Raw genomic sequence first — 11,096 nt, 5'->3', positions numbered from 1 at the left:
CGGTCAGGTCTTCTCCGAGGCCAGCACGCCGGCCGTGGCCCAGGCCGACTTCTCGACGTCCTGCAGGATGATCTGCACGCTTTGCGGCGTGCCGCCCGCGGTGGAGATGAAGGCCTCGGTGAGCGCCTTCACGAGGGCGCTCTTCTGCTCGGGCGTGCGGCCGGCAAACATCTCGACGCGGATCATCGGCATATCGGTTCTCCTCGGGCCCTGGCGGGCGGAAATTTCAGTACAGTGAAAGCATCAGGCGCATTTCACGCCCCAGCAAGAGGGGTGGGCGCCACGGGGGGACAGCCAGATGGACAGGTCAGAGCGCCGGGCTGAACCGGCCGTGGAAACCGAGCACCCGGCCGCGGCCGGCGCCGCGCTCGATCGTCTGCTGGGCGAGCGCATCCGCCACCGCCGCCGCACGCTCGGCCTCTCGCTCGCGCAGGTGGCGGAAGCGACGGAAAGCTCCATCGGGCTGCTGAGCCAGATCGAGCGCGGGCTGTCCTCGCCCTCGGTGCGGCTGCTGTCGGGGCTGGCCGAGGTGCTGCAGCTCTCGCTCGGCGACTTCTTCGTGGAGGCGGGGCCGGTGGCCCGGCGACGCGAGGACAGCATCGTGACCCGCGCCCAGGCCCGCAAGCAGCTCGCCTTCTGGCGCGCGGGCATCTCCAAGGAGCTGGTGACGCCGCAGACCGAGGCGCGCGGCACGGACGTCTTCATCGTCTCCATCGAGGCGGGTGGGACGACCGGCGCGCAGGTCTACACCCATGCCGGCGAGGATGCGGGTTTCGTGCTCGAAGGCGAGCTGGAGCTCTCGGTGGACGGGGAAAGCTACCTTCTCCGCCCGGGCGACGGCTTCCGCTTCAAGAGCACCTCGCCGCACAGCTTCCGCAATCCGGGGCGAACGCCCACGCGCGTCCTCTGGGTGAACGCGCCGGTGGGCGATTAGGGGGCGAGACCAAGTCACGCAGCGGTTGCAGTTCCCTCCATCGCCCCGCGCATTGGACTCGGCCGGGCATTCTGGCCAGCTTCCGCGCTTCGAAACGGGCTGGAGGCTGACATGGAACGGATCGGCATGAGGGTGACGCGCCGCATGATGGGGCTGGGCGCCGCCTCCGCCCTGGCGGCCCCGCGCCTCGCCGCCGCCCAACCGCGGCGCGTGCTGAAGGTCATCCCGCGCGGCGATCTCGCGGTGCTCGACCCGCTCTGGACCACCGCCTACCAGACCCGCGACCACGCCTACATGGTCTTCGACACGCTCTTCGGCCTGGACGCCTCCTTCCGGCCGCAGCCCCAGATGCTCGAGAGCTCCAGCGTGGAGCCGGACGGCAAGGCCTGGACGCTGAAGCTGCGCCCCGGCCTGAAGTTCCACGACGGCGAGCCCGTCCTGGCGCGCGACTGCGTGGCCAGCATCCGCCGCTGGGGCGCCCGCGACACCTTCGGCCAGACCCTCATGGCCGCGACGGAGGAGCTCTCGGCGCCGGACGACACGACCATCCGCTTCCGGCTCCGCCAGCCCTTCCCCATGCTGCCCTACGCGCTGGGCAAGGCGAGCCCGAACATCTGCGTCATGATGCCCGAGCGGCTGGCCCGCACCGACGCCTTCACCCGCGTGAACGAGATGGTCGGCAGCGGCCCCTTCCGCTTCATCGCCCGCGACAATGTGGCGGGCTCGCTCACCGCCTATGAGCGCTTCGAGGCCTATGTGCCTCGCCCCGAGGGCACGCCGGAATGGACCTCCGGCCCCAAGCGCGTGAACGTCGACCGCGTCGAGATGCACGTCATCCCCGATGCCGGTACCGCCGCGGCCGCCTTGCAGGCCGGCGAGATGGACTGGTGGGCCTGGCCGGAGACCGACCTGCTGCCCGTCCTGCGCCGCAGCCGCGACATCGTGCTGCGCGAGGTGGACCCGACCGGGCTGATCGGCACGCTGCGCCTCAACCACCTGGTGCCGCCCTTCGACAACCCCGCCATCCGCCGGGCCGTGCTGCGCGCCATCAAGCAGGGGGACTTCATGGCGGCAGTGGCCGGCACCGACCGCGCCTATTGGCGCGACGGCGTCGGCATCTTCTGTCCGATCTCGCCGCTGGCCAGCCAGGCCGGCATGGAGGCGATGGACGGCAACCTCGATGCCGCGAAGCGCCAGCTGCGCGAGGCGGGCTATGCGGGCGAGAAGGTCGTGCTGCTGGGCAGCACCAACATCTCCATCCTGAAGGCCGTGAGCGACGTCGCCGCCGACCTGTTCCAGCGCCTCGGCCTGAACGTGGACTACCAGGCCATGGACTGGGGCACCGTGGTGCAGCGCCGCGTGCGCAAGGAGCCGGTGGCGCAGGGCGGCTGGAGCGCCTTTGGCACCTTCTGGGGCGGGCTCGACCATTTCGACCCGGCGGTGCACGCCTTCCTGCGCGGCAATGGCGGGGATGCCGCGCCCGGCTGGCCGTCCAGCCCCCGCATCGAGGAGCTGCGCACGCAGTGGCTCGGTGCCGCCGAGCCCACGGAGCAGAAGCGCCTCGCCGAGGAGCTGCAGCGGCAGGCCTTCCAGGACGTGCCCTACATCCCGCTGGGGCAGCAGCGCGGCATCACCGCCTTCCGCCGGAACGTCTCGGGAATCCTGGATGGCGTGCCCGTCTTCTGGAACCTGCAGCGCGCCTGACCGGAGCCGACCCATGCAAGACGAACTCTGCCGCCTGCCCGCGACCACGCTGCGCGACATGATCGCGCGCAAGGAGCTCTCCCCGGTGGAGCTGACGCGCGCCGTGATCGACCGCGCCGAGCGACTCCAGCCCGCGCTGAACCTCTTCGTCACCCTGGAGCCGGAGAAGGCGCTCCATACGGCACAGGCAGCCGAGGACGCCATCATGAAGGGCGAGGCGACGGGACTGCTGCACGGCATCCCCTGCAGCGTGAAGGACATCGTCAACACGGCCGGCACGCGCACCACCTTCGGCTCGCTGCTCTACGCCGACAACGTGCCCACGGAGGACGCGGTGGCCGTGGCGCGGCTGCGCGAGCACGGCGCCATCCTCTTCGGCAAGACGACCACACCGGAATTCGGCGCCAAATGCCTGACCGACGCGCCGCTCTTCGGCCGCACGCGCAACGCCTGGAGCGCGGAGCACACCTGCGCCGGGTCCAGCGGCGGCGCGGCCGCGGCGGTGGCCAGCGGCGTCGGGCCGATCGCGGTGGCGACGGATGGCGGCGGCTCCACGCGCATCCCCGCCGCCTGCAACGGCGTGGTCGGGCTGAAGCAGGGGATCGGCACCATCCCGCACAGCCAGGTGGCCGACGCCTTCGGCAACTACACCTACGTCACGCCGATGACGCGCACCGTGGCCGACACGGCGCTCATGCTCCAGGCCATGGCGGGCCCGCATGACAGCGACCCCTGGTCCCTCGGCGTGCCGGTGCCGGACTACCTCGCGGCAGCGCGCCCCGAGGGCGACCTGAAGGGCAAGCGCATCCTGTTCTGCGCCGCGCCGCCGGGCCGGCCCGTCTCGGCCGAGACGCTGGCGGCCTTCCGCCGCTCCCTCGCCCATCTGGAGGCGCTGGGCGCGACGCTCGAGGAATTCTCCGGCGAGGGCTTCGACGTGGAGCCGATCTGGCGGGCCATCAACCACACCACCTGGCGCGCCCGCTTCGCCGCGATGGCGGAGAAGGACGGGAACCGGATGAGTCCCTCGCTGGTGAAGCAGCTCGCCCTCGCCCAGGATGTCCGCGGCGTCGACTACCAGCAGGCGATGTTCGACCGCGCCGCGCTCTTCCGTCGCGTGCAGAAGATGTTTGGGACGGCGAATTTCCTCGTCACGCCCACCCTCTCCCGCGAGGCCCTGCCGATCGGGCAGGACCTTTTCGGCACGATCGAGATCGACGGCGCCGTCTACGACGACGTGCGCTCGAACTGGTTCCCCTGGACCATGCCCTTCAACATGACGGGCCATCCCGCGATCAGCCAGCCCTGCGGCTTCACCGAGGGCGGCCTGCCACTCGGCCTGCAGATCGTCGGCCGATTCCGCGACGACGCCTCGGTGCTGCGGGCCGCCGCCCTGTTCGAACGCGAGGCGGCGCTGCTCGACCGCTGGCCGGACGAACCGTAGCCGGCATTTCGATGTTGGATGGCCGCGCGCGTTCGCTATCTTGCTCTCCTCGCGTCAGCCCCAACGGCGTAGGGGGAGGTTCCGATGTCCAGGATGACACGCGCAACCCAGGCGCTGGAGAAGGCCGGCATCGCCTTCTCCGTGCACAGCTACGACTACGATCCCGGCGCGGACAAGATCGGGCTGCAGGCCGCGGAAGCGCTGGGCGAGCCGCCGCATAAGGTCCTCAAGACGCTGATGGCGCGGGTCGACGGCAAGCCGGTCTGCGTCATCGTCCCTTCGGACCGCGAGGTGTCGATGAAGAAGCTGGCCGCGGCCTTCGGCGGCAAGTCCGCGGAGATGATGAAGCCCGCGGATGCGGAGCGGATCTCGGGCTACACGGTCGGCGGGATCAGCCCCTTCGGGCAGAAACGGGAGGTCCCCACCGCGATGGAGCAGCAGGCCCTCTCCGAGGCGCAGGTGTTCATCAATGGCGGCCAGCGCGGGCTGCAGGTGAAGCTCGATCCCCGGCTGGCGGTGGGGTTCCTCAAGGGGAAGGTGGCGACCCTGGTCGCGTGAGCGCCAGCTGTGCCACGACCTCCGCGAGCACGGCCGCGCCGGCCGCGACATGGGCGGGCTCGGCCCATTCGTGCTCGGCGTGGCTGACGCCGTCGCGGCAGGGGATGAAGATCATGGCGCTGGGGCAGAGCGGCGCCAGGTGCCGCGCATCATGGCCGGCAGCGGAGAGGATGGGCATGGCAGCTTGTCCCAGCCCCTCCGCGGCGGCGGTGATGCGCACCTGCAGCGCCGGGTCGAAGATGTTGGAGGGCGCATCGACCAACCGTTTCACCCGGACGGCGCAGGGTGGGGCATGCTGTTCGGCCAGGGCCTCGAGCCACCTGGCATAGGCATCCAGCGTCGGGTTGTCGGGATGCCGCAGGTCGATCCGGAAGGTGACGCGGGAGGGCACGACGGAAGGCGCGTTCGGCTCCACCCGCGCCATGCCGATGGTGAACTTCACGATCGGATCGGCCGCGCCCACCTCGCGGAACATGGCGTCGGCCATGCGGGCGAAGGCGGCCAAGGCGTCGCGGCGGTCGGCCATGTCCAGCGTGCCGGCATGGCCTTCCGCGCCCTCCACCACGATCTCCCAGGTCCTCTTGCCCTGGATGCCCGTGACGATGCCGATCGGCACGCCCGCCGCTTCCAGCAGCGGTCCCTGCTCGATATGCGGCTCCAGGTAGAAGCCGACGGGAAAGCCGAGCGAGCGGTGCGGCACGTCCGGGAAGGCCGTGTGCAGGGCGCCCAGCGCCTCGGCGACTGTGACTCCCGCCGCGTCGCGCGCGGCGAGAATCTCCGAAAGCGGTCGCACGCCGGCGAAGGCCTCGGAACCCATCATGCCCGGCGCGAAGCGGCAGCCCTCCTCGTTCATCCAGGCGACGACCGTGACGTCGCGCGTCGGCGTGGCGGGCAGGCTTTCCGCCACCTCGAAGGCCGCCAGCACGCCGAAGGCGCCGTCGAACTTTCCGCCCGTGGGCTGCGTGTCGATGTGGCTGCCGATGAGGAGCGGCGGCAGCTCCCGGTCTATCCCCGGACGCGTGAGGAAAAGATTGCCCGCCGCGTCGGTGGAGGGCTCCATCCCCAGGTCGCGCGCCCAGCCGATGAGCAGCCGCCAGGCCTCGATCTCGCCCGCGGTCAGCGCCTGGCGGTTCACGCCGCCGGCCGGAGTGGCGCCGATCTCCGCCAGCGCCATCAGCCGGCGCCAGAGCCGGTCGGCGTCGATCATCGCGTCTTCATCACCTGCCCGGGCAGGGCGCGCGGATCTCGCAGCTTCCAGGCACCGGCCTCGACCTGAGCGAAGAACTCCGCCAGCAGCGCGTTGAAGGCCGCGGGTTCCTCCAGGTTCAGCGTGTGGCCGGTCTTGGGGAAGATGGAGAGGCCGGAGGCGGGGAGCATCTTCTTGAGGTAGATGCCGGGCTGCAGGCAGTGGTCGTCCTCGTCGCCGACGATGATGAGGCTCGGCACCGTCATCGTCTTCAGCTCCTCCTCCAGATCCCAGAAGGAGGGCCGGCGCGCCTGCACGCCGCGCATGGTCAGGGCGGCGCCGAGGTCGGAATGCGTGGCCAGCCGGTCCACGAAGACCTGCCAGCCGCGCGGGTCCTTGTTCTGGAACTGCACGCGCGAGGCGCCGGAACCGTAGGTGGGCGCGAAGGCCTTGGCGCCGAGGGTCTGGAACTGGTCCGCGACCTCGAGCGAGACGCCCTTGAAATACGCCTCGTGCTCCTTCTCGCAGCCGTAGCCGGCGCCGGCGATGGTCAGCGAGAGCGCGCGGTCCGGATGGCGCAGGCCGAAATGGACGGTGGTGAAGCCGCCCATGGACAGGCCGACGATATGGGCCTTGGCGATGCCGAGCCCGTCCAGCACCGCCACCGCGTCCGCGACGGCGATGGCCTGGGAGTAGCGCTCCACATCGTCCGGCACGTCCGAGGGCGGGTAGCCGCGCGCGGCATAGGTGATGCAGCGGTAGCGCCGGGCGAAGAACTCCATCTGCGGCTCCCAGCTCTCATGGTTGCCGCCGAACTCGTGGATAAAGAGGATGGGGACGCCCTCCCCCGCTTCCTCGTAGTACAGGCTGATTCCGTCGGAGGTGGTGATGCGCGGCATGGTGAGAAACCTCAGAATTGCGGCGGCAGGTCGTTGAGGGTGCGCGCCTCCGCAGCGATGGCCGGAAAGGCATCGCGCAGGCGCTTGGCCCATTCGGTGGGCACGGAGGTGCTGATCTTGATGAAGCGGTCGCCGAAGCGGGCGGTGTGGTAGGTGCCCTGGCGGATCATGATCCCACGCCGGCGCGCGGCCTCCACCAGCGCCTCCGGGCGCGGGCCGGCGGCCTCCGTCTCGAAGACGAGGAAGTTGCCGTGGCTCGGCCAGACGAGGCAGGCCAGGCCGACGGCTTCGGCCGCCTCGCGGATCATCGACTTGTTGGCCGTGTCGATGCGGCGGACCGTCTCCATCCACTCGGCCTTGACGGAGAGTCCGGCCATCGCCGCGCGCTGGGCGACGACGCTGGCGCCGAGCACGCTTGTGGCCTGAACCGCGAATTCATCCAGCAATGCGCGCGGCACGACGAGCGCGCCGATGCGCATCCCCGCCAATCCCAGCCACTTGGAGAAGGAGACGGAGACGACCGAATGCTCCGGCGCCACGCGCAGCGCGGGGTGGTGGCCATCCGCGAAGTCGCGATAGGTGCAGTCGTGGACCAGCAGCGCGCCGCAATCCCTGGCGATATCAGCGAAGGCGGCGATCTCCTCTTCCGTGTAGCGGACGCCAAGCGGATTGTTCGGGTCCACGAGGTAGATGATGGAAGTGCGCTCATCCACCGCGGCGGCGAGGGCTTCCGGCGTCAGGCGGTAGTGGCAGGCGGGGTCGTAGATGGGGATCTCAATCACCTCGGCCCCGGCCTGGCGCGCGAACATCAGCGGCCATTTCCAACTCGGATCGGTGGTGACGAAGGTGGTGCCCGGCTTGCAGCGCGCCTTGCAGACCAGCGCCAGCGCGTTCACGCCGCCCTCCGTCACCATCGCCTCCGCGCCCTCCACGCCGAGATCGGCCACGATCGCCGCCCGCAGCGCCTCGAAGCCAAGCGGCGGGGCATAAGCGTTGAACTCGCCCGCCTCGATCGCCGCGATCATCGCGGCGCGGACCGCAGGATGCGCGGGGATATGGTTGGTGTTCTGGCCCATCCAGGCCAGGTCCGGCGTGGCGGTCAGCTCGTCGAAGTAGCGGTTGCGGATCAGCGCATCGGACATTTCAGATCACCGAGCCCCGCGCCGCGATGCCGCCGTCGATGGTCACGTTGGTGCCGGTGATGTAGCCCGCGCGCGGCGAGGCCATGAAGGCCACGAGGTCGGCGCATTCGCGCGCCGTCGCCGGGCGCTTGCCAGGATACTTGTCGAAGAGCTCCTCCCAGCGGCTTTCGTCGCCGAGCATGTCGATGGCCTTGGTGCGCATGATCTTCAGCATGCGGTCCGTCGCGACGGGGCCGGGATTGATGCCGACCACGCGGATGCCGTCGTCCAGGCTGCGCCCACCGATCGCCTTGGTGAAGGACATCAGCGCGGCATTGCCCGTGGAGCCCGCGAAATAGGCGGCATCCCAGTTCTCGCCGGAATTGCCGATGACGTTGATGATCACGCCACCGCCCTGCGCCTTCATGCGGGGATAGTAGAGGCGCGTCAGGGTCATGTAGCCGAAGACCTTGAGGTCGAAGCCCTTGCGGATCGCCTCGTCTGTGACCTTCGCAAGACCCCCCGACGGGATGTCGCCGGCATTGTTCACGAGGATGTCGATATCGCCGGCCGCGGCGGCCAGCGCCTCCATCGCGGCGGTGCTGCCGAGATCGGCCGGATGCACCGTGACCGTCACGCCGTGATCCGCGCGCAGCTTGGCCGCGGCCGCCTCCATCGCCGCGCCGTTGCGAGCCGAGAGGTGCAGGTGGCAGCCCTCCTCGGCCAGGACCTCGGCGCAGGCGAGGCCGATGCCCTTGGAGGCACCGGTGATGAGGGCCGTCTTGCCGGCGAGATCAAGCTTCAAGGTCAGGCTCCATGCTGTCGGTATGCAAGTTCAGGCAATTTGCATACCAAAGCTCACTCGAAGGCGACGATGAAGTCCAGCAGGTTGTCGCCGAGCAGGGTGAGGTGGGCACGCATGACCGCATGGGCGCGCTCCGGGTCGCGCGCCACGATGGCCTCCATGATCTCGCGATGCTCGCGGATCGTGTCCTCGATTCGGTTCGGCATGCGCGTCACCTTGCGGCGATAGGCGGCCACCCGGTTGCGCAGCCGGCGCGTCTCCTCGGCCAGGAAGGCGTTGCAGGAGGCCTCGTAGATGACCTCGTGGAACTCCTGGTTCACGTCGTAGAAGACGTCCGGCCCATCGCCCGTGGCGGCCTCCAGCCGCTGGTGGATGGCGGCCATGCGCTCGAGCTGGCGCGGCGCGGCGCGGCGCGCGGCCAGGCGGGCGCAAAGCCCTTCCAGCTCGCCCATCACCTGGAACATCTCGATCAGCGTGTGCACGTCGATGCTGCGCACCAGCGCGCCCTGGCGGCCCCGCAGCTCCACCAGCCGATCGGCGGCGAGGAGGCGGAAGGCCTCGCGGACGGGCGTGCGCGAGACGCCGAAGCGATGGGCGACCTCCTGCTCGTCCAGCCGGCTTCCTGGCTCCAGCTCGCCCTCGGCGATCTCCGCCTCCAGCCGGCGGCGGATCGCGGCGGCGAGGGTCTCGCCCTCCTCAGGCTTGAGCCCTTTCTGCCCATGTGCTGGGCGCCGTGCATCCGTCCCTGCCGAGGAAGCGGTCATTTGTGCGCAAAATCCACGATCATGTGTACATCAATGCATAGACCATGCCGCTTCGCACGCCAATCCTGTGGCACGGCGGTTGCTGGAACTGTCGAGACACAAGGATGGACTCCTCGCGCGTGGTCGAGCCCCAGACCGAGACGGTCCCCCTGCTGGAGATGCAGGGGATCGACAAGACCTTCGGCAAGGTCCAGGCGCTCCGCGGCCTGGGCCTGAGCGTGCCTGCCGGCGAGTTCGTCACCGTCGTGGGCCCCAGCGGCTGCGGCAAGAGCACGCTCTTCAACATGGTCGCCGGGCTGGACGAGCCGGACGAGGGCGGCATCCTCCGCTTCAAGGGCCGCGGCTGCCATGCACACGAGCTGCTCGGCCGCGTCTCGTTCATGCCGCAACGGGACCTGCTGCTGCCCTGGCGCAACGTGATCGACAACGCGATCCTCGCCAACGAAATCGAGGGCGCCCCGCGCAAGGAGGCGCGCGCCCGGGCGCTGCGCATGCTGCCGGAATTCGGCCTCACCGGCTTCGAGGCGCAGTACCCGCACCAGCTCTCCGGCGGCATGCGCCAGCGCGTGGCGCTGATGCGCACCTTCCTCTTCGAGCGCGAGCTCATGCTGCTGGACGAGCCCTTCGGCGCGCTGGACGCCCTGACGCGCAGCATGATGCAGCGCTGGCTGCTGGACGTCTGGGAGCGGCACCGCCGCACCGTCCTCTTCATCACCCACGACGTGGATGAGGCCATCTTCCTCGGCGACCGCGTTCTCGTGATGACGGCGCGGCCCGGTTCGGTGAAGCTGGCCCGCAGCATCGACCTGCCGCGTCCGCGCGCGCCGGAGCTGATCACCTCGCCGGAATTCATCGCGATCAAGCGCGAGATCCTGGCCGCCATCGAGGAGGAGAGCATGAAGTCCTTCATGGCGGCCGAGGGAGGAGGGCACTGACCATGGACGACGCCGAACGCGAGGCCCGCATCTCGCTCGCCGCCTGCTACCGGCTCGTGGCGAGGCTCGGGCTGGATGACATGATCTACAACCACATCTCGCTGCGCGTGCCGGGAAAGGAGGACGAATTCCTCCTCAACCCCTACGGCATGCTCTTCGAGGAGATCACCGCCTCCGACCTTGTGAGGATCGACACGGAGGGCCGCAAGCTCGACAACTCGCCGCACGAGGTGAACGTCGCGGCCTTCGTCATCCATGCCGCCATCCACAAGGGCCGGCACGACGCCGCCTGCGTGCTGCACACGCATTCCGACGCCAGCACCGCCGTCTCGGGCCTCGTCGACGGCCTTCTGCCGCTCAGCCAGTTCGCCATGCGCTTCTACCGGCGCCAGGCCTTTCATGACTATGAGGGCGTGGCGATCGACCTCGACGAGCAATCGCGGCTGCTGCGCGACCTCGGCGAGCACAAGGTGATGCTGATGCGCAACCACGGCATCCTCACCACCGGCCGCACGCCCGGCGAGGCCTTCATGCTGCTCTACTATTTCGAGCGCGCGGCGCGCATCCAGCTCGACATGCAGGCGGCGGCCGCCGGCGGCGCCACGATCACCGTCCCGCCGCACGAGGTCTGCGAGAAGGCCGCGCGCCAGTTCTGGGAGCTGCAAGGCGACATCCTCACCCCCGGCGAACGCGAATGGCCCGCGCTGCTGCGCCAGCTCGACCGCGCCGATCCATCCTACCGCAACTGA

The 11,096-nt window shown here is 69.8% G+C and carries 12 protein-coding genes; 6 read left to right on the top strand and 6 right to left on the bottom strand.

What is annotated here, in order from left to right:
• Nucleotides 1-3: 3 nt before the first annotated feature.
• Nucleotides 4-225 (bottom strand): 2-hydroxymuconate tautomerase, encoded by a 222-nt coding sequence (gene thmT, locus AC1ROY_RS24820; protein WP_493151604.1) that lies wholly within the window; start codon nt 223-225, stop codon nt 4-6.
• A 106-nt stretch (nt 226-331) separates the two neighbouring features.
• On the opposite strand from thmT, the gene AC1ROY_RS24815 reads away from it, so the two are divergent.
• The 4 genes from AC1ROY_RS24815 (at nt 332) to ybaK (ending at nt 4,637) form a co-directional block, all read left to right on the top strand.
• A complete protein-coding gene (locus AC1ROY_RS24815; RefSeq protein WP_493151588.1) occupies nt 332-934 on the top strand; it encodes a helix-turn-helix domain-containing protein in 603 nt (200 codons plus the stop codon).
• Between the two features lie 111 nt (nt 935-1,045).
• On the top strand, nt 1,046-2,638 hold the full coding sequence (locus AC1ROY_RS24810) for an ABC transporter substrate-binding protein (protein ID WP_493151587.1): 1,593 nt from the start codon (nt 1,046-1,048) through the stop codon (nt 2,636-2,638).
• 13 nt (nt 2,639-2,651) lie between these two features.
• On the top strand, nt 2,652-4,079 hold the full coding sequence (locus tag AC1ROY_RS24805) for an amidase (RefSeq protein WP_493151586.1): 1,428 nt from the start codon (nt 2,652-2,654) through the stop codon (nt 4,077-4,079).
• Nucleotides 4,080-4,163: 84 nt separating this feature from the next.
• A complete protein-coding gene (gene ybaK, locus AC1ROY_RS24800) occupies nt 4,164-4,637 on the top strand; it encodes a Cys-tRNA(Pro) deacylase (protein WP_493151585.1) in 474 nt (157 codons plus the stop codon).
• On the opposite strand, the gene AC1ROY_RS24795 is transcribed toward ybaK, so the two are convergent.
• From AC1ROY_RS24795 to AC1ROY_RS24775, 5 genes are read right to left on the bottom strand one after another with little or no spacing between them, the layout of a single operon-like run.
• Complete coding sequence (locus AC1ROY_RS24795) at nt 4,606-5,844, bottom strand: Zn-dependent hydrolase (protein WP_493151584.1); 1,239 nt, start codon at nt 5,842-5,844, stop codon at nt 4,606-4,608. The two genes, ybaK and AC1ROY_RS24795, sit on opposite strands and share 32 nt — an antisense overlap.
• The gene (locus tag AC1ROY_RS24790; protein ID WP_493151583.1) at nt 5,841-6,722 is read right to left on the bottom strand and encodes an alpha/beta fold hydrolase; all 882 of its coding nucleotides are present in this window, start codon (nt 6,720-6,722) and stop codon (nt 5,841-5,843) included. The genes AC1ROY_RS24795 and AC1ROY_RS24790 overlap by 4 nt, the downstream gene beginning before the upstream one ends.
• Nucleotides 6,723-6,733: 11 nt before the next feature.
• Nucleotides 6,734-7,864, bottom strand: a complete 1,131-nt coding sequence (locus AC1ROY_RS24785) for a pyridoxal phosphate-dependent aminotransferase (RefSeq protein ID WP_493151582.1) — start codon at nt 7,862-7,864, stop codon at nt 6,734-6,736.
• A gap of 1 nt (nt 7,865) precedes the next feature.
• Nucleotides 7,866-8,648 (bottom strand): SDR family oxidoreductase, encoded by a 783-nt coding sequence (locus AC1ROY_RS24780; protein ID WP_493151581.1) that lies wholly within the window; start codon nt 8,646-8,648, stop codon nt 7,866-7,868.
• A 53-nt stretch (nt 8,649-8,701) separates the two neighbouring features.
• Nucleotides 8,702-9,412 carry a GntR family transcriptional regulator gene (locus AC1ROY_RS24775; RefSeq protein WP_493151580.1) on the bottom strand — a complete coding sequence of 237 codons (711 nt, stop codon included), beginning with the start codon at nt 9,410-9,412 and terminating at the stop codon, nt 8,702-8,704.
• A gap of 104 nt (nt 9,413-9,516) precedes the next feature.
• Between AC1ROY_RS24775 and AC1ROY_RS24770 the strand changes: the two genes are divergently transcribed.
• Together AC1ROY_RS24770 and AC1ROY_RS24765 are read left to right on the top strand one after the other, a co-directional pair.
• Nucleotides 9,517-10,347: an ABC transporter ATP-binding protein gene (locus AC1ROY_RS24770; protein ID WP_493151579.1), complete on the top strand. Its 831-nt coding sequence runs from the start codon at nt 9,517-9,519 to the stop codon at nt 10,345-10,347.
• Between the two features lie 2 nt (nt 10,348-10,349).
• Nucleotides 10,350-11,096, top strand: coding sequence for a class II aldolase/adducin family protein (locus AC1ROY_RS24765; protein WP_493151578.1), 747 nt, complete (start codon nt 10,350-10,352; stop codon nt 11,094-11,096).

This window comes from Roseococcus sp. GW821-FHT12F05 (assembly GCF_058806835.1).
This window is presented reverse-complemented; position numbering and strand designations above follow the sequence as displayed.